The 18,566-nt window shown below is 41.0% G+C and carries 13 protein-coding genes and 1 pseudogene; 4 read left to right on the top strand and 10 right to left on the bottom strand.

Features of this window, described 5'->3' with window-relative positions:
• Positions 1-69: 69 nt before the first annotated feature.
• The 3 genes from kaiC to QUD05_RS18135 all read right to left on the bottom strand — a co-directional run bounded on the left by kaiC (position 70) and on the right by QUD05_RS18135 (position 2,712).
• Positions 70-1,632 (bottom strand): circadian clock protein KaiC, encoded by a 1,563-nt coding sequence (gene kaiC / locus QUD05_RS18145; protein WP_289797295.1) that lies wholly within the window; start codon positions 1,630-1,632, stop codon positions 70-72.
• Between the two features lie 76 nt (positions 1,633-1,708).
• Positions 1,709-2,023: a circadian clock protein KaiB gene (gene kaiB / locus QUD05_RS18140; RefSeq protein WP_289797294.1), complete on the bottom strand. Its 315-nt coding sequence runs from the start codon at positions 2,021-2,023 to the stop codon at positions 1,709-1,711.
• A gap of 107 nt (positions 2,024-2,130) precedes the next feature.
• Positions 2,131-2,712, bottom strand: coding sequence for a KaiA family protein (locus QUD05_RS18135; RefSeq protein WP_289797293.1), 582 nt, complete (start codon positions 2,710-2,712; stop codon positions 2,131-2,133).
• A gap of 558 nt (positions 2,713-3,270) precedes the next feature.
• On the opposite strand from QUD05_RS18135, the gene QUD05_RS18130 reads away from it, so the two are divergent.
• Positions 3,271-6,603, top strand: a complete 3,333-nt coding sequence (locus QUD05_RS18130) for a hybrid sensor histidine kinase/response regulator (protein WP_502911399.1) — start codon at positions 3,271-3,273, stop codon at positions 6,601-6,603.
• Positions 6,604-6,661: 58 nt separating this feature from the next.
• Here the strand turns inward: QUD05_RS18130 and QUD05_RS18125 are convergent, their stop codons facing one another.
• Together QUD05_RS18125 and QUD05_RS18120 are read right to left on the bottom strand one after the other, a co-directional pair.
• Positions 6,662-8,677 carry an ArnT family glycosyltransferase gene (locus QUD05_RS18125; protein WP_289797292.1) on the bottom strand — a complete coding sequence of 672 codons (2,016 nt, stop codon included), beginning with the start codon at positions 8,675-8,677 and terminating at the stop codon, positions 6,662-6,664.
• A gap of 331 nt (positions 8,678-9,008) precedes the next feature.
• The gene (locus QUD05_RS18120; RefSeq protein WP_289797291.1) at positions 9,009-9,647 is read right to left on the bottom strand and encodes a hypothetical protein; all 639 of its coding nucleotides are present in this window, start codon (positions 9,645-9,647) and stop codon (positions 9,009-9,011) included.
• Between the two features lie 806 nt (positions 9,648-10,453).
• On the opposite strand from QUD05_RS18120, the gene QUD05_RS18115 reads away from it, so the two are divergent.
• Positions 10,454-10,786, top strand: a complete 333-nt coding sequence (locus QUD05_RS18115; RefSeq protein ID WP_289797290.1) for a DUF565 domain-containing protein — start codon at positions 10,454-10,456, stop codon at positions 10,784-10,786.
• 15 nt (positions 10,787-10,801) lie between these two features.
• Positions 10,802-11,851 (top strand): glycerate kinase, encoded by a 1,050-nt coding sequence (locus QUD05_RS18110; RefSeq protein ID WP_289797289.1) that lies wholly within the window; start codon positions 10,802-10,804, stop codon positions 11,849-11,851.
• A gap of 41 nt (positions 11,852-11,892) precedes the next feature.
• Here the strand turns inward: QUD05_RS18110 and QUD05_RS18105 are convergent, their stop codons facing one another.
• The 3 genes from QUD05_RS18105 to QUD05_RS18095 all read right to left on the bottom strand — a co-directional run bounded on the left by QUD05_RS18105 (position 11,893) and on the right by QUD05_RS18095 (position 16,213).
• Positions 11,893-12,516, bottom strand: a complete 624-nt coding sequence (locus QUD05_RS18105; RefSeq protein WP_289797288.1) for a Uma2 family endonuclease — start codon at positions 12,514-12,516, stop codon at positions 11,893-11,895.
• A 267-nt stretch (positions 12,517-12,783) separates the two neighbouring features.
• The gene (locus tag QUD05_RS18100; RefSeq protein WP_289797287.1) at positions 12,784-14,244 is read right to left on the bottom strand and encodes a SulP family inorganic anion transporter; all 1,461 of its coding nucleotides are present in this window, start codon (positions 14,242-14,244) and stop codon (positions 12,784-12,786) included.
• Between the two features lie 478 nt (positions 14,245-14,722).
• A complete protein-coding gene (locus QUD05_RS18095; RefSeq protein ID WP_289797286.1) occupies positions 14,723-16,213 on the bottom strand; it encodes an ABC transporter permease subunit in 1,491 nt (496 codons plus the stop codon).
• 88 nt (positions 16,214-16,301) lie between these two features.
• Between QUD05_RS18095 and QUD05_RS18090 the strand changes: the two are divergent.
• Positions 16,302-17,058: pseudogene (locus QUD05_RS18090) on the top strand (amino acid ABC transporter ATP-binding protein).
• Positions 17,059-17,164: 106 nt separating this feature from the next.
• Here QUD05_RS18090 and QUD05_RS18085 read toward each other — a convergent pair.
• Both QUD05_RS18085 and lipB read right to left on the bottom strand, forming a co-directional pair.
• Positions 17,165-17,365: a hypothetical protein gene (locus QUD05_RS18085; protein ID WP_094348136.1), complete on the bottom strand. Its 201-nt coding sequence runs from the start codon at positions 17,363-17,365 to the stop codon at positions 17,165-17,167.
• Positions 17,366-17,630: 265 nt separating this feature from the next.
• Entirely contained in the window at positions 17,631-18,374 is a 744-nt protein-coding gene (lipB, locus tag QUD05_RS18080; protein WP_289797285.1) for a lipoyl(octanoyl) transferase LipB, read from the bottom strand.
• Positions 18,375-18,566 lie beyond the last annotated feature (192 nt).

Genomic DNA, 18,566 nt, shown 5'->3' with positions numbered 1-18,566 from the left:
AAAACCTTTCTTCACCACAGAATATAGCACGATACTAAACTTAGGAAAGAATATACTACGATACTAAATTTAGGGTTCGGAACTCTGTTTGTCTTCAAAACGTCTAACAATGCGAGAAAGTTCCGCCTTTTCATCGATACTAACGCGAGTAGGAGCACCGCTGATAATCCGTTCGTAGTTTCGGAAAGAATCTTTGATATCAGGCCCGTCAGCAGTAATATTATACTCACGAATTCCTTTATCATGCCAAGACCCGCGCATTTTGAATACGTTAATTGCCCGCGACATTTCTCCGCGAATTTCTACGTATTGTAACATCAGAATTGTATCGGTAATCGTGGAAATATGAGAGTCAGTAATCGAATGCGCTCCTAGAAATTGGTCGGTTGTGTTAGTAAAAAAGCCAGTAATTTCTTCTTGTTTAGCATAACCTGTCACACCAATTACAAACTGCCGAAATGCATTATTTGTAACTCCTCTAGCTAGTGCTGATAGGGAATCAATAGCAATCCGAGAGGGTTTGAAAATAGCAATTTCTGATTTAATAATTTGTAAGTGGTCTTCTAAACCAGTTGATTCAGGATAGGTACAGATGATTTTGAGTAAACCTTGATCTTCTAATTTTTCAAAATCAATTCCCCAAGAGGAAGCATTACGAGATAGTTGAGCGCGTGATTCTTCATAAGCAAATAATATTGCCTGCTCTCCATTCAGGCAGCCATCTTGAATAAATTTGCTTACTAACAGGGTTTTACCAGTACCTGTAGCTCCTGTTGCCAAAATAATTGAATCTTTAAAGAAACCACCACCGCACATTTCATCTAAGGTTTTGACACCAGAAGATACCCTGACATTAGAAGAACGTTGAGTCAAGCGCATTGCTCCGAGTGGGAATATGTTAACTCCTTCATTAGTAATCGTGAAGGGATACTCGCCTTTCATGTGAGTTGTGCCGCGCAATTTGAGAATTTCAATGGTGCGGCGGCGGCGTTCTCCTTCTAAAACGTTGCGAACAATTACTACGTTATCGGAAACAAATTCTTCCACTCCGAAAGAGGCAACAGGCCCATATTCTTCACTACGTTCAGTGGTAATTACAGTGGTGACACTCAGTAGTTTGAGACGTGCTACCAAGCGAAAAATTTCGCGCCGCACTACTCCCATCGCTTCATACTGCTGAAATACTGCTGTTATTGAGTCGATGGAAACTCGTTTAGCTTTGTATTTGCGGATGGCATATTGCAAACGCTCAATGAGTGCAGAAAGGTCAAAATTTCCCACGATATCTTGACCTTCTGGATCGGGAGATGCATCAAGAATAAACAACTTGCCTTCTTCGATTAAGCGGGGCAAGTTCCAACCAAAAATATTAGCATTTTTAATAATATCACTCGGTGATTCCTCAAAAGTTACAAATACTCCTGGTTCATCAAAGTAGGTGATACCGTTATAGAGAAACTGAAGAGAAAATAAGGTTTTACCTGTGCCGGATGTACCACTAATCAAGGTGGTTCTACCAATTGGTAAACCACCATGACTAATATCGTCAAACCCTTCGATCATCGTCCGAATTTTTTCTACACCCCTAATTATTGGTGGTTGTTTTGGTTCTACTGGCTCGTTTTGACTCATTGCTTGATAACAAAAGGGTATTAAAACCTGTTTTTTAATTACTAAATTTTGGACTCAATTTTTTATGATTAAAAATTTACTCTTCAAAGTCTTCTTCACTCAGTTCTTCATAGAGCAAATCCAATCCAATCAACACTCTTTCTCTATCTGAAAGATCCCCAATAATTTTGCGAACGGGGGGAGGCAAAATTTTAGACAATGTTGGCGTTGCCAATATTTTATCTTCTTCCGCCAGTTGCGGACTTTTCAATACATCGATCACTTTTAAAGCATAGACACCTTCAAACTCCTGTTCTAAAATCTCTTTAAGTGTTTTTAATGCCCGGACTGAATTCGGGGTATTTCCTGCTACGTAAAGCTTGAGAACGTAGGTTTTTCTGGCTTTAATCATATAGTTAATAACTAGTCATGAGCATAAAAATAACAAATGCGTTTGCGCATTGGAGTAACTAACAGTAATAGTGTGTTCAAAGTGAAATATACAGCGATAAACTTAATTTATTTAGAAATTGAACTCCTATAAACTTCGCACAAGTGAGCCAAGATATCGATTAACGTTAAGCGATAATCAAGTAAGGTTTCATTGCTCCTGCCTTCTAATTTTAGCTGTTTAGAAAATTCTTCAATTACCTCCATATGAATTTCGATTATTTGGGGCACAGGAATATTAGCATAAAATATAGTATTGATAAATTTATCAATTTTATCTTTGAGTGTTTTGTCTGCGGTAAAATAATCTATAAGAATCAAGCTATAATCTATTTTAAGCTGTCTTAATAATCCTTCTCTTTCAGCCGGGGTCATCTCCTGAAAATGTTGCTGGCTTTTTTGCATCTGACTGGCAAATACATAAACGTACTTGCTAGTGTATGCCTTACTTGGATTTCGTGGCGGCTGATTTGGTAAATAGTTAATTTTTCCAGAAGTTGTTGCAGCAACAGGTAAGTAGCAAAATTGGGCAATAATTGCGTCCATCAATTGCCCCACCCACGTACTCAAACCTTTGAGGTTGGCTAAGTCAACTGGATTATTTAAGCATTTGTTAACATTAGATTGCAGAATTAATATCGGTAATAACATCTATTCTTGAATATATCTCCTTGATCGCCCTGACCAATAAATGCGGGCTGATAAGTTTGGCTAACGCTTGTAGGGGATACTGGGTGTGCAGTCAACTGGTGATTTAACCCCAAAATAACGCTTTATAGGAGCAGATAGTGCTACGCACTTAACAATCTAGTGCAGCAACTAACTGGTAGAACTTAGTAGGTCTTTGATGATGAGGTATCCGTCGGCATAGCAAGACACAGTAGTTAAACTCATGATTTACATATCTATGTATATAAATAGATAGATTTTTTTATTTTGCTCCTTGATAAGATACTTAAACGAACTTAAAGGATCGTCGCATTCCAAATCATTATAATTCCTCAAGGTTCTAAAGCGAATCTTTGGGGCCATAATTGTTTTAGCCGTCGCTATCGATGAGGAGTTTAAATACCAGTAAGACACTGGAGAGGCTAGTTGCTAGAAATGAGAAACGTCCCCTCTTGGAAAAATACACTCGTTTGCAATTCCCGTGTCCGTTAGGGAAAATCCCGTTGTTTTAATGGCGTTGAAATAACTAGAGTTGCTTATATGAGTCTTCTTAAAGGATATGACTTCAGGCGAAAAGACCATCAACTGGCAGATGGAAATGCCGGAGGGTTCCACAGGAAGAATGACCCCCAAATCCCTATGTTAATGCTAGATTACCCGCTTTATGACTTTCAGGCAACCGTACCTAGCTGCCTCCAAACAAGTTCTCTGGCAGTAGTGTTGGAGATTTTTGAGCAAGAGCAGTGCGATCGCTTGGTAGTAGTAAATCAACAGCAATGCCCCATCGGATTGCTGTATTCTGCCCGTTTAATCCCCAAATTATTAGTACAAAGTGACGATAAAAATCTAAATTTACAACAATCGCTCTCTACCTGGGGTCAAGGTCTAATTGAGCCAATACAGACAATATCAGCTTCGGAGCGTGTAGAGCGATTGAGCTTGCGCTGGTGCGATTCACAAGTCGAAAAACCCCAAAACTTAGATTGGGTGCTGATTGACTCTGATGGTCGATATTTGGGGCTGCTGGATAGTTCGCGCCTGTTGCGATCGCTGGCTCAAGAACGTATGGCTGGCTTACAAAAGTCTCGCGAGCATCGTCATGAATATGATGGTAGGCCAAATGAACCCAAGTCCTTAGGACATCAGCCATTAGTACACTTACTAGAAAGACTGCCTTGGCCTTTGATGTTGCAAACGGGTACTGGCGAAGTGGTAGCGCGAAATCCCGCTTGGTGGCAGCAACTAGGAACCTTAAAAGATCCAGAAGGGGTTAGGCAACAGGTGGAGGCAATACTTGTCCCTAACCGCTCCGAAATAGCAGAATATGTCACCCAACCAGCAATCAACGTTCATCCCAATGGTAGAGAGAATGAGCATGGTGGTGAAGAAGAATTGATTCAGCAAGAAGCATCAGGTGATGCTGCATACAGCCGATGCTATTTAGATAGTCAAGTGGGTACTTGTACCTGCGTGGTCGAAGTGCAAAATGGTCAAGAGCGAATCTGGCAGTTTGCCAAAATTCCCTTAGATAGTCCTGAGTTGAAAGTTATGAGTGCTGAAGAGGAAATTGCACTCAGCACTAATTTGTGGTTGGTTTTAGCTACTGATGTCACTGAACAGCAGCAGCTTTGTAAAGAACTAGCAGCGAAGAATGCCGATTTAATTCAACTAAATCGGTTAAAAGACGAATTTTTAGCTTGTATTAGCCATGAACTCAAAACTCCCCTAACTGCCGTTTTGGGATTATCGCGCTTGCTAGTGGATCAGCAGTTGGGAGAACTTAACGAGCGTCAAGCCCGTTATGCGGGACTGATTCATCAAAGCGGACGCCACCTGATGAGTGTTGTCAATGACATTTTAGATTTGACCCGAATGGAGACGGGACAAATGGATTTGACGCTGACTCCGGTGAAAATTCAGGCTGTGTGCGATCGCGCCCTATCGGAAGCCAAAGCTATCCACACTCAAACCACCAAAGCGACATCTGCCCCGCCACCTGCAAATGCGCGTTCATCTGCTCCTCAATTCTGTCTTTCCATTGAACTAGGTTTAGATCAGATGGTGGCAGACGAATTGCGCTTACGCCAGATGCTAGTACACCTACTTTCCAACGCCTTTAAATTCACCGAAATATCTGGCGAAATTGGGCTGCGGGTAAGCCGTTGGGAAGGATGGATTGCCTTTACAGTTTGGGATACAGGAATTGGCATTCCCGAACACCAGCAACACTTAATCTTTCAAAAATTCCAACAACTCGAAAATCCCCTCACCCGCCAATTTGAAGGCACTGGTTTGGGGCTAGTATTAACTCGCGCCTTGGCTCGCCTCCACGGAGGAGATGTCAGCTTCTTATCGCGTGAAGGTAAAGGTAGCCAGTTTACCCTACTTCTGCCGCCCAGCCCCCCGAAAACAGGCTTTTCGGAACCAGATATGGGCATCAGAGAAGAGGAGGAGAAACGATACCAACCGACACGGGAAAACTCCGCCGCACGTCAGCAAGTTAGTACGCCCATACAGCATCATCTTGCGAGTTCGCAACGGTTGGTCTTGGTAGTCGAGGCAGTAGCTCGATATATTGAAGACTTGACCGAACAACTCAAAGGTTTAGGATATCGGGTAGTGATTGCGCGATCGGGGACAGAAGCAGTTGAAAAAGCTCGGCGCTTGCAACCAATAGCGATATTTTTAAATCCGTTGCTACCCCTGCTATCAGGCTGGGATGTACTGACTTTACTAAAATCTGACACCGCAACCCGTCATATATCTGTAATTGTGACAGCGACAGGAGCCGAAAAAGACCAAGCATTTGCTAACCGAGCCGATGGTTTCTTAAGTTTGCCAGTAGAGCATCAGGTCTTAGCACCAGTTCTAGACAAATTATGTACTGCACAAGTAATACCGCAGATAGGGTTAAATAATAGTGCAATTACCCCAACTAAAACTCCACTGCGAATTCTCAGGCTAGTGAATCCCCAGTTAGAATCGGTCAATCCCCACCCCTCACTTCGAGAACACCGAGTCATTGAAGTAGATGACCTAGATCAGGCAGAACTTTTGGCGCGGGTATGGCAGTTTGATGTCATTTTGCTAGATGTCGAAAGTACCACCGCCCAAATATATTTGCAACAATTAATTGGACATCCACGTTTAGCAGCTATACCACTGGTTACTTGCGATGTTGGAACTACTTTAATCGCTTCTAAAATACCAGGGCTATCTGTATTTCCTTACTTAACACCATTTGCGAAAGGTAATAGCAGTCGCACCGAAAAAACAGATGCCTTACTATCAGTACTAGAAATTGCTTCTGGTATTTGCTGCCCTCCCAACATCTTAGTAGTGGATTTAACAATGCTGCGGGATTTCCCCCAGGTAAGACGTAAGCCAGCTAAGGGTTATCGGACAGAAAAAAATTGCTCAATTAGTAGTGAAACTGCTGAACGTGGTTCTGAGTGGTTCCAAGCTTTAATTCAATACCTCCAAACAGCAGGCTTCAAAGCGGCGATGAGTCCTTGTTGGGCAGAAGTATTGCAACAGATTCGCCACGAAAGCGTTGACTTACTGCTAATTTGCTTAGGAGAAACCTCTATTCACAAAGATGTACTCAAAGCACTGAAAACATTAGGAGATTCGCCTTTAAAGTTGCCACCAATTTTGGTACTAAATCAGCGATTAAATCGCTCAGAAACCAGTTTCCAGGATGGGGTAGCTTATAAGCAAATTGAGAAGCAGAAGAAGAATGGTTTGGAATCGATAGAAACTGTTGTTGGTGCGATCGCTACCCAAATATTACCGCGATCGATATCAATGGAAGACCTATTAAACCAGATCAATCAAGCTTTAGCTGTCAATGGTTACAACGGCAAATGTTAATGCAGTCATTAGTCATTGGTCATTAGTTATTCTCAAAGGACTAATGACTAATGACAATTTATGATATGTCTATTTTTTCATTTTTCATTTTCTTAAAAGGAACTCGAACCAAGTTATAAGCACCCTTGGTCGATAAATTCTTGTAATCATCTGGCTGTAAGTCCATTTTCAAAAACTTTTTNTGTTCGGCCAACAGCAGCACTGAAGAAGGTTTTAGTCCTTTAGCAGCCTTGTTTTTAATATGCTCTACAGCCTCTTGGGGAAATTTTAAATAATTTACGTGGATGTGGCTGTAAAATACCACACTAGGCTTTTTGAAGCCAAGCATGATCAATTCTTCGTTTGGTTGTTTTGCTTCTAAAATGACCGCAGACAATTCCCTTAAAGGTAATTGACGCTCTCGATCGATAAAGAACGAAGCAGGCGTTAAGACAAAAATTACAAACGCCACAAACCCGATTAAATTAATACTCATAATGTAGTTCCAGCGGCGGCTCAATAATAAACCCGCAACCAAAACAGCAGAAACTAGCCAAATTATACCCGCGATTACTGGTAAACCAGATTTGTCAATTAGTTCGTGGAAGTTACTGATAGCTGGATCAGTACCTAATATATGGGTTATGTTGAGCAGTGCTGTTGCCAGAATTGATAAAAATACTACATTCACCCAACCACTTATTCGCAGCAAAGACGTGGAGATGGGGGGAGTGGGAGAGGGGGAAACAGGAATTGTTTGCCGTGTCTCTGTATCCGAAAAAAGGTCGCTCCACAACAAGGCTACTAGGATTGCTGCTGCTGGCATTAAAGGCAATACATAGCTGGGGAGTTTAGTAACGGCAATGCTAAAAAAGGCAAAGATGCTAGCAAACCAGAACCAGGCAAATAAACCAAATTGCTGAAAACGTTCAAGGGATCGCCAATGCGATCGCTGCCAAAATTTTAGTCTGATTATAGAAGCTGGTAAATACACTGAGTATGGTGCAAAACCCAACAGCACGACTAAAAAGTAAAAATACCAAGGTGCTGAGTGACCATTAACTACTTCTGTAAAGCGTTCCAGGTTGTGATAACCAAAAAAGGAGTTAATGTAATTCCAGCCATTGCGCCAAATTACTAAAGCATACCAGGGCACTGACAAAGCAAGAATTATCAGTGTACCTACAAGAAGGTGCATTTCTCGCAACACCTCTCGCATTTTACCCACGTAAAGCAAAAAGGCGGCAACAATTAGCCCCGGCAAAACAATTCCCACTGGCCCTTTAGTCAAAATTGCGCCAGCAATCAGCACATAAAAAGCTAAATACCACTTATTAGGGAATAGGGCACGGGGCATCCCTTCTCTACGAGAGGCTACGCCAACGGCTTCTCCTAACGGAGACGCTGCGCGAACGCTCTGGGCAAGTGGAGATTGGGCATTGGTGATTAATTCTGCTCCCCTGCTCCCCTGCTCCCCTGCTCCTCGTTCACTGAGCGTAGCCGAAGTGCTGCTCCCGTCCTTCCCTGCATACCCTAGAAAGAAACAGAACAAAGCTGATGCTATACATCCGGTGAGCAGCATATCAGAGACACCCGTTCTCGCCCAAATGATAGTTTCGGGATTGAGTGCCATGAGCGCTGCTGCTATAAAAGATGTTAAGTAGCGACGAGTAGGACGTGAAACTTGCTCTAATTCCTCTTGTTTAACCAGATACCACTGGATGGTGTAAAAACCTAAACAAACTAAGCCGAATGCTGCGATCGCAGAAGGAAGGCGTACTGCCCATTCATTTACGCCAATCAGATGATATGCGATCGCCTGACACCAGTAAATTAAAGCAGGTTTATCGAAACGAGTGTCACCATTGAAAAATGGAGTAATCCAATCACCTGTGACGAACATCTGGCGGGAAGCTTCGGCAAAGAGCGGCTCTGTCTCATCAATTAAGCCAATGTTGCCCAAATTCCACCCAAAAGCCACCCAGCCAACCACTATCAACCACAAAATCGACACAGTTACACTCAGGGCTGGATTTTTTGCTATTTTGTTGAACCACCGATCAACAGTGTGCTTAACACTCAATTTCATTCTCATTTAGTCAATAGTCAACAATCACTAATCAATAGTCGTTGGTTATCTATCTTTTGTTCTTCGGAGTTTTTAATTCAACAATTTTCTTTTATCCATTACTTAACACTTTACCAACTGTAGGGTAAAGATGTAAAAATAAAGGTTTGAGCAAAGGGTAAACAATGCCCACTCTACAACAATTGCTTCCGTACTCAATATTTATTAGATATCCTGCAAAAGTAACTTTTGCTTTCCGGTTGGGGAAAGGTTACTGGGTTTGGAAAAATTCCATACCTTTCCCCTTATCCCCAGAAGATACCCCACCTTCCCCCTTTTCTCTACTTCTGCAATAAGTCTATTGACTCAGCACAAGTTGCCATTCTCTGTTTTGGGAATTCCACTTAGGTAATTGAGTTTCGCCAATAATATAAGGGCCCCAGTAACGACGGGAACCATCTTGTGCAAAAGCAATTAAAACATCTCCCTTCTCCAGCTTTAAATTATTCTGAGGTAAGGATAGAACCAGTCCCTTCTCGCTACCTTCTTCGGGAGCAAAATCCCAATGTGCAGGTACATCGTAGTGAGTTTGTTTTTTACTAGCTCCTTTTGCTACTGACTGTCGTGCCAGCAGAACCAGCCGTACAGGCTGATTTGTTTGATTGCTCATTCGCAAAGTCCCTTGATCCTTGCCAATGCTTGCTGATTTATCACGATCTGCCAAGACAGGATAAGTATTCTCTTTACTGCTATGTTCTACTCGATTGGTTGGGATAGGTGCTGGAGTAGATAGACTAGCGGGAATCCCTTTTTCAGGCAAAACCGAAGTTGTCTGCCACTCTTGAGTTTCTGTTGGCAGTTGTGAAGATGTATCTGGGTTTGTATCTGGGTTGGTGGACTCAAAGGATACGCTCAGTCCAAAGCATCCCACCAGAGCAACAAGCAGTCCCAAGCACAAAGTTGTAATACCGACGTTACGATACACTGAAGATTTCATATTGATAGTTATTTAGAAATAAATATTTTGTCTAGGCTTGACCAAATAGTAGCCTATTATCCCAAAAGATAATCACACAAAATAGCCGAATATAAACTTTCATAATTTTAGGAAAGCGAATGTATGATAAATATCATTTTGATTAGAAAATATTTGAAGGATATAATCTCTTTGATGTTGGAAAAACGAGAGGTACAGACATCCATTACTTTGGCTTTTGACCGTAAGTATGGATCAAAAAAGATAATTTGATACTTATTCAGTCAACTCATTTGTATAAAAAAATAAAAGTTTCCTGAAACCGCTAGCAGCCTCAAGAAGGCGTCCTTCGCTAAACGTCAGATAAATCTAAGTAGTGTATTTTATCTTCTGCTATTAAAAGCACCCTAAGAGGATTTTTGGAAAGTATCTGGCGATCTAGCCAGTGCTTAAAGATCCTCCTTTCTAAATTTACACAAGTTTATTCTCCTGTTGGGAGACGCTACGAGTAGCTTACTTCCATACATGAATACAAGTCAGTAAACCCGTTTAACGAACCAGCTTCGTTAAAAAAGGGGAATTTTGAATCATTTTCCCATTTTTTAAGGCTTGCTCGTGGGGATCAAACTAAATATTTATTGTTTCCAAACATCTTCTAAGAAACTGTACTTCTGTGAAGATGATAGAATGGTCAAATTTAAATAAATACTGCAATTCCAGTAGATATCTACAATAGTAACAAACAAGCTGATGCTAAAACCAATATCCTTCTTACATTAATATAGATATATTTCAAGATATCTTGACTTTTCCCAGAAGTCCCTTTGATGCAAAACACTCGTCTCAACAACTTGTTCGATGCCATTGCTACACGCTTTGGGCAATGGTTTTTAAATCCTTGGCGACGGCTATCGTTGCTGATAATTAGTTGTTTGTTCGGTTTTTTTCTGGGAAACGCAGTTTCCACAACCGCTGGACAAGAAGGTTTCTTGGATATTGTGGTAGCGGCTTTTTTAGTACTGTTAACCGAAATTACCAGCCGGATATTTTATAGTCGCAGCTTTTTGGAAAGGCGATCGCTCTTGGTAGACTCACTAAATCTTCTCAAAGTTGGTTTCATCTACAGCCTGTTTCTCGAAGCTTTTAAGCTGGGATCGTAGTGAGATGGAGAATTTATGAATTTGTGGCTGAGTGTTTTGGCAAACAATGGGGTGGGGGAAACTTGGAAGCCAGAAGCAAGAGAAGCAGCGCTGGCAGATCGGTTAAGGGCAAAAGCTTTTGGGATCGTACCAGAAAATGTTGATGAAATGATCGAAAGGCGATCGCATTTACTAAAATCTGTCTTCCCAGCTTTTAGCGAATTCTGCCAAGCGACTCTCCAAGTACAACCCCAGGAAATGTTACAGGTATTGTGGGACTTGTGGCTGCCTTTGGGGATCAAACTAGCATCGCAGCGCCAACAGTTGAGACGCCCACTGATTCAAGGAATATTGGGAGGACAAGGTACTGGTAAAACCACAATGTCCAAAATTCTCATTTTGATTCTCGATCATTTGGGATACAGGACTGTGAGTTTATCTTTGGATGACTTATATAAAACTTACAGCGATCGCTTGCTTTTGACACAGCAAGATCCTCGCTTAATTTGGCGCGGCCCACCGGGAACTCACGATATAGACTTAGGCTTAAATATACTAGATCAAATCCGTGAGTTGCAAAGCCCAGTGATGCTTCCCCGCTTTGATAAATCTGCTTATGGAGGTGCTGGCGATCGCACTAATCCAGAAATGGTCACGGGTGTAGATATTGTACTATTTGAAGGTTGGTTTGTGGGTGTGCGACCAATCGAGTCAGATGTATTTGATACTGCGCCGCCGCCAATTGTCACAGATGAAGATAGAGCATTTGCTCGTGATATGAATCTTCGCCTCCACGATTATTTACCACTGTGGGAGCGATTAGACAGTTTAATTGTGCTTTATCCCACCGATTACCGCTGTTCTTTGGAGTGGCGCAAACAGGCGGAACAGCAGATGATTGCTGCGGGGAAGTCGGGAATGAGTAATGCAGAGATAGAGCAATTTGTCAATTACTTTTGGCGATCGCTGCACCCGGAATTATTCATCACGCCGTTGGTAAGAGATGCGACAGCGGTTGATTTAGTGATTGAGATTTATCCCGATCGTAGCTTTGGTCAAGTGTATTGCGATCGGAGTAATTCATAATTCGTAATTAGACAAGTTGTAAAAAAGCTCTCTCGATAATTTTAACTACTTGGCAAACCTCCAGCTTGAAAAATCTGTTCGGCGGTTAAATTCAATTCTGGGAAAGTAGGCGAGATGATGCGTTCCTTACCTCTAAATTGAGTAACTTGGTATTCACCATCGATTAATTGATAAATAGACATAGTAGGCTGCTTAGGATTGCCAGTAAACTTTTTAGCACCTAAACCGAGATAATCTACAACCCAATATTCAGGAATTCCAATACCCTCATACTTACCTTGTTTTGTGTAATAGTCATCATCCCAATTGGTACTAACTACCTCAACGACTAAGGGAATTGATGCCGGATATGATACAGTTGATTCTTTTTTCCATAACGGCTCATTCACTAAATTAAGACGATTTAATATCAATACATCTGGAGAATAGGCAGATAACGAATTAGAAGGCTTTATCAGCGCAGTTTTAGGAATTGTATAAGGTAAATTTAATCGGTCAAATTCTACTGTTAGTTTTCTAGCGATAAAACCAACAACATCTTCATGTTCACCAGTTGGTTGGGGCATTTCAACAATCACACCATCATGTAATTCGTATCTTCCGCCTTGAGGACGCCAAGCTGCAAAATCTTCAAAGCTTACTAGTTTGGGTATGGCTTGAGTCATAAATTTTTACCTTGGCTTTTATGTTGTCTTAATCATCAATGCTTTTAATAAGTCACTGTACTGTTCTTGAAAGCCAAACAGACGTTGAATTTCTTCTAAGGATAAATTACGAGCGTTGAGAATTGTCATATTTTTTTGGTTGATTCGGCCACAACTCAATCCAAATTCCCTATATAAAACCTATCTTAACCCCTGGCTGATTACATAAAATACGAATCGGTAGCACAACTGTGCTACCTTACCGTGAGAAAAAATCTAGCTTCAGTGTTACAGAGTAAATGGGTTGCGATTACGATCTATCAGACGATCCCATTGCATAGTTAAGGTGCTTCCCATTTGTTGCTGTTGTTTTGCCCACACCGAAAGTAAGTCTAGACAAGAGTGATCGATATAAGCCAAGTCTTGCATATAAACATGTAATTCACTTCCTGGAGGCACCAGTTCTAAAATGTTCGCTAATTTTGGTAGCCTCACAAATGTTGCCGCGCCTTGTAAATGAATGTCTATTCGCTGATTATTTTCGTGCTTAATCATTTGGATATTTAGCACAGACATTTTGTGAATTAGTAAAACTCCTGTCAACAGAATACCAATTAAAACACCTGTGATGAGGTCAGTAACAACAATCCCGATTAAAGTAGCAGCAAATATTACCAGAGGAAAACGTCCATACTTCTTTAACTGGCGAATATGTTCTACTTCGATTAGTTTGTAACCAGTAACAACTAGAATTGCTGCCAGACTAGAAATGGGAATTATTTTGAGTAAGGTTGGGGCTGCAATTACTAAAATTAACAGCCATAAACCGTGAAGCATCGTTGATAATCTAGTTTTAGCACCAGCTTCTACGTTTACAGAACTGCGGGCTATCACTCCTGTCATCGGCAAAGCACCCAAGAACCCACATATAACATTGCCAATTCCTTGGGCTGTTAATTCGCGATCGAAATCGGTTCTTGTCCCGGTATGCAATCGATCTACTGCTACGGCTGAAAGTAAACTTTCTGTACTAGCAATAAATGCGATCGCGATCGCATCTAGCAAAACTGGTGCCTGAATTAGGCGTGGTAAGCTGGCAAGTGTTGGTAATTGAATTGCTTGTGCTAGATTTCCAGGCACATCAACATACTGAATCGGTAATCTATACACTGTAGCGATGAAGGTGGCAATGACAACGCCGACAAGCGCGCCAGGTATCAACTTTAAACTATTGGGTTTAAATTTTTCCCACAGCAGAAGAATGATAATAGTTATTACACCTATGAGTGCTGCAAGGTGATGAACGCTACCATCAATAGGGAAGAAAGCTTTGTAAATGGTGTTGGGAATAGAAATTAAATTCTCAATGCCGTGTATCCGCGGTTGGTCGTCTAGCATGACATGAAATTGGGAAGCGAAGATTAATATCCCAATACCTGCAAGCATTCCATAGATGACAGCTGGTGACATAGCGCGAAACAACTGGCCAAGTTTAAATATACCTGCGAGTAATTGGATTAAACCCGCTAGCAGTAGAATTGGCCCAACCATTTCAATGCCATATTCTTTAACTATTTCTGCAACAATCACAGCCAGCCCAGCAGCAGGGTCACTGACAAGCATTGGTGAACCGGAAACAGCACCAACAAGAATTCCGCCTACTATTCCTGTAACTAAGCCGCGAGATGGCGGAAGTCCCGAAGCGATCGCAATACCCATACAAAGAGGAAGGGCGACAAGAAACACCACAAATGATGCTCAGGTACTTCACTAGTCAATGAGGATTTGTCTATGATTGCTTTCAAATTTCTCATTTGCTTCTCCTCTAATGAAAAGTTTTTAATTTTTGGCTGGCAAGGTGAACTGTTACAATGCAGCCGAAACTAGACTTGCATTGAATAGTTCAAACCTATTTATTGAGTTCTAATTACAACGTTGCCGTACTGACATAATCAGCCCTCAAATAGCAAGCACGAAATCATTAAGTTAAATTGACTTACGGTTATAGTTACTATTCACATTTCTTAATGATTACAAGTCCATGATAACAATAGTGTTATCTGATTGATATTACATAACTTTTTTATTGGATTCGCTACGAAATATTAATTAAAATTAAACAATAACTTCTAATTGCTATAATAAAGGTATAATACAATCCTTGTAATTTTATTAAATATATTTATTATCATTCTCTAGATTTTGATAAATTATTTTTGAAAGTCTCTTAGGGCTTGATGGGATTCATCCAAGCTTCTAATCGGCTAAATGCTTGGGAAGAAAGTAGCGTCAAACACAAATAAACCACTGCTACACCTGCGTAAATTTCAAAAGCGCGATAGTTATCAGCAACAATTAGCTGTCCTTTACGTAGTAATTCTTCAAACCCAATCACAGAAACTAAGCTAGTATCTTTCAACAAACTGATAAACTCATTCCCCAAAGGTGGAATCATCCGCCGGAAAGCTTGGGGAAAAATTACATAACTCATAGTTTGCACAGAACTTAAACCTAATGATTTTGCTGCTTCTGCTTGTCCTGGTTCAATTGATTGAATTCCAGCACGAACAACTTCGGCAATGTATGCAGCACTATTCAAACTCAAGGCAATTACCCCAGCAGTTAGACGATCAAAAGAAAATGTCAAACCAAGTTCTTGTAAAATTGCTGGGAAACCAAAGTAAATCATAAAAATTTGTACCAACAAAGGCGTTCCTCGAAAAAAATCTACATACGCCCTCGCCAAGCAACGCACAGGTGCAATATGAGAAAGGCGAACAATACCAATTAAGGAACCGCCAATTAAACCAAATACTACCGAAAGTATCGTCAATTGCAACGTGATCAATGCACCCTGCAATAGACTTGGAAAAGCCTGTAAAACCACGCTAATTGAAGTTAATATTTTAGGTGCGCCAGTGTTAGTTTGATTCTCAAATAGTGATTTAGCTGGTAGTGATGGTGGTTCAACTTTAAACCATTTCTGGTAAATTTGGGTATAAGTGCCATTTTTCAGCACCCTATCCAAGCCATCATTTATTAATGTCAAATTCGGCGAGTTTTTAGCTGTAGCAATTCCATAAAACTCCTCCGTCAGCAATTGTTGTACAACTTTAATTCCCTGAAGATTGCCTGTATTAATTGCATATAAAGTCACAGGTGCATCGTTAATCACTGCATCCACATTACCGTTGAGTAATTCTTGCAGGGCTATGGGTGCAGAATCAAAACTGCGAATTTGTACCCCAGGAATACTCTTAGCTTTTGCAGCCCCGGTTGTACCAATTTGTACTGCAATTTTTTTACTTTTGAGACTGTCAAAACCAGTAATATCTTGATTGTCTGCACGAATTGCGATCGCTAACCCAGCCTTAAAATAAGGACGGGAAAAAGAAATCGTTTTCGCCCTCTCTTCAGTAATCGTAATCGAACTAATGGCCGCATCTACCGTTTTGGCTTGTAAAGCTGGGATAATGCCATCAAAAGGCAGACTTTGAAAATCAACTTTAAAGTTAGCAGAAGAAGCAATCGCATTCATCAAATCAATGGAAAATCCCTGCAACTCGCCACCTTTTCCTTGAAATTCAAAAGGTGGAAATGCCGGTTCTGTAGCAACCCGCAAAGTTTTCCCCGCGCTAGAGTTCACAGCACAGCCAACCAGTAACAAACAGATCAAACCTACAACCACACACCAACGCCTAAAACCAAATTTAACCATATTATTTTCTCTCCCCCTCTGCGCTCTCTGCGCCTCTGCGGTTCGTTAAAAACTTTACAATCAACTGTAGAGCAGCTTGATACAAGTAATGAACAATACCATCCCTGCGATTATTTTTGACAATATCGAAAAAAACTTTGGTTCCCTCAAAGTCCTCAAAGGAATCACCGAGCGAAATCAATCGGGGAGAAGTCGTTGCAGTTATCGGTTCCTCCGGCTGCGGTAAAAGTACCCTACTACGCTGCTTTAATCGGTTAGAAACCATTGACAAAGGGCGTTTAATCATCAACGGAATTAACTTATCCCGACCCACTGTCAACTATAGCCAACTGCGGCAACTACGAACACAAGTAGGCATGGTTTTTCAACAGTTCAACTTGTTTCCCCATCTCAGCGTCTTAGAAAATATGACACTTGCACCGCGTAAAGTCTTAGGTAAAACACCGAAAGAAAGCGCCCAAATAGCGAGATTATATTTAGAAAAAGTTGGCTTATCTGACAAAGCCTCTGCTTATCCCGAACAACTTTCTGGCGGACAAAAGCAACGAGTAGCGATCGCTCGTAGTTTATGTATGAATCCCCAAATCATGCTATTTGACGAACCCACCAGCGCCCTAGATCCCGAACTCGTTGGCGAAGTTCTGCAAGTGATGCAACAATTAGCCACAGAAGGGATGACAATGGTGGTTGTCACCCATGAAATGCAGTTTGCCAAAGAAGTAGCCCATCAGGTGATATTTTTAGATAAAGGTATTGTGACAGAACAAGGCCCAGCCTATGAAGTGTTGACCAATCCCCAAAGCGATCGCCTACGTATTTTCCTAAGTCGCCTCAACGTTAGATAGTTAGGAGTTAGGAGTTAGGAGTTAGGAGTTAGGAGTTAGGAGTTACAAATTAAAGGCTTCTTTTGAACTCATTACTCATTACTCATTACTCATTACTCAGCACTCTTTAAAGGTACTCGCGCAAAAAATCAAAGGGATCGTCTTCCCAACAAGGTTCAGGTATTAGCCAAAATAAACTACCGCTGATGTCGGCTTCAATTTCATCACCGTCGTCTCTATCAAATAGTTCTATCAAAGCTGTCCAATCACGTTCTCTGAGAGATGTTATCGATGGGGCATATACCTGGAGATTATTTGAGTAATTCACGCGCAAAGTTGTGCTTGACAGCCGTAAAAAGTTAGTATAAAAATTTAGAAATAATCAGATTATAGCTTTGAAAACCGCAGTTATACCAATTCCAAATTCAAAAAGTCTGATTTAATCTGGCTTCTCAGGTTTGTATCTATCACATTCTTTTTTCAAATGGGTATTAAATAGTTATTTTGATACTATTAAATATGGACTACTCTCATAAGTGTCTCACAATTTAAATAGGACTGCTATAGTATTTACTACATATTACAAGCTGAATTTACTCAGACCGGAAAAATCCTTGAGGCTGAGATTCTACTAATTCCATACCAAAGACTTCCGCAAAAGATTCTGCTATGTAAAAACGGACTTCTTGGCAGGTGATACCTGGAATCCATTCGGCTAAACTGCCTACAGGTTTGTCAGAAATACCGCAGGGTACAATACGCTCAAAGCCTGTCATATCTGGACAAACATTTAATGCAAAGCCGTGCATAGTAATCCAACGGCTGACTTTAATACCAATTGCTGCAACTTTTCGCCCTTGCAACCAAACGCCAGTAAAAGCCGGAATTCTTTCTCCTTGCAACCCATAAACTGCCAATACACGAATTATTACTTCTTCGAGTTGCCGTAAGTACCAATGGAGGTCTTTACGATAACGTTGCAGATTTAAAATTGGATAGCCTACCAGTTGACCGGGACAATGGTAAGTAACCTCGCCGCCTCGTTCAACTCGATGTACATCATACTGACTGTTTACCCTGCGGGGAAGCAAGCTACGCGTAGCGTCTCCAAGAGTTGCCAAAGGGTCAATATCAAATTTGAGAAAGTCTAAGTTGCTTCCTTGTCCCAAAGTGTAGACAGGTGGATGTTCTAGCAAAATTAATATGTCATCGAGACTTGGGTCATGAATGCGCTCAGTCAGAAGCGATCGCTGCCATCCATGAGCTTCCAAGTAAGGCATTAACCCTTGATTATACAGCAAACAAATGTTTTTTTGTGGTTCGTTACTATGGATCATGCCAAAATTCAACCGTATAAAGAACGAAATATATTTCGAGTTACAGGATTAGAATCAACAATTGTCAAGCTTTGCAAAGGATTTTAAAGGAAAGTCAAGGGAACATGCATTAGAAAATACAAAGTGCTAGCTTGAATATATAACCTCAATAGNGTTTTAGGAGGAATTCTCTGCAATAAGCATTATGCCAAG

It is taken from the genome of Nostoc sp. GT001 (genome assembly GCF_030382115.1).
Classification (GTDB): Bacteria; Cyanobacteriota; Cyanobacteriia; order Cyanobacteriales; family Nostocaceae; genus Nostoc.
Note: the sequence above shows the minus strand (reverse complement) of the source record. Positions and strands in the feature narration are given on the sequence as shown.

What these genes read in the sequence shown, in the direction of transcription:
- QUD05_RS18135 (WP_289797293.1), bottom strand. Translation starts at nt 2,712, where the DNA reads ATGTTATTACCGATATTAATTCTGCAATCTAATGTTAACAAATGCTTA.
- lipB (WP_289797285.1), bottom strand. Translation starts at nt 18,374, where the DNA reads ATGATCCATAGTAACGAACCACAAAAAAACATTTGTTTGCTGTATAAT.
- kaiC (WP_289797295.1), bottom strand. Translation starts at nt 1,632, where the DNA reads ATGAGTCAAAACGAGCCAGTAGAACCAAAACAACCACCAATAATTAGG.
- QUD05_RS18120 (WP_289797291.1), bottom strand. Translation starts at nt 9,647, where the DNA reads ATGAAATCTTCAGTGTATCGTAACGTCGGTATTACAACTTTGTGCTTG.
- QUD05_RS18130 (WP_502911399.1), top strand. Translation starts at nt 3,271, where the DNA reads ATGAGTCTTCTTAAAGGATATGACTTCAGGCGAAAAGACCATCAACTG.
- kaiB (WP_289797294.1), bottom strand. Translation starts at nt 2,023, where the DNA reads ATGATTAAAGCCAGAAAAACCTACGTTCTCAAGCTTTACGTAGCAGGA.
- QUD05_RS18115 (WP_289797290.1), top strand. Translation starts at nt 10,454, where the DNA reads ATGCAAAACACTCGTCTCAACAACTTGTTCGATGCCATTGCTACACGC.
- QUD05_RS18105 (WP_289797288.1), bottom strand. Translation starts at nt 12,516, where the DNA reads ATGACTCAAGCCATACCCAAACTAGTAAGCTTTGAAGATTTTGCAGCT.
- QUD05_RS18095 (WP_289797286.1), bottom strand. Translation starts at nt 16,213, where the DNA reads ATGGTTAAATTTGGTTTTAGGCGTTGGTGTGTGGTTGTAGGTTTGATC.
- QUD05_RS18110 (WP_289797289.1), top strand. Translation starts at nt 10,802, where the DNA reads ATGAATTTGTGGCTGAGTGTTTTGGCAAACAATGGGGTGGGGGAAACT.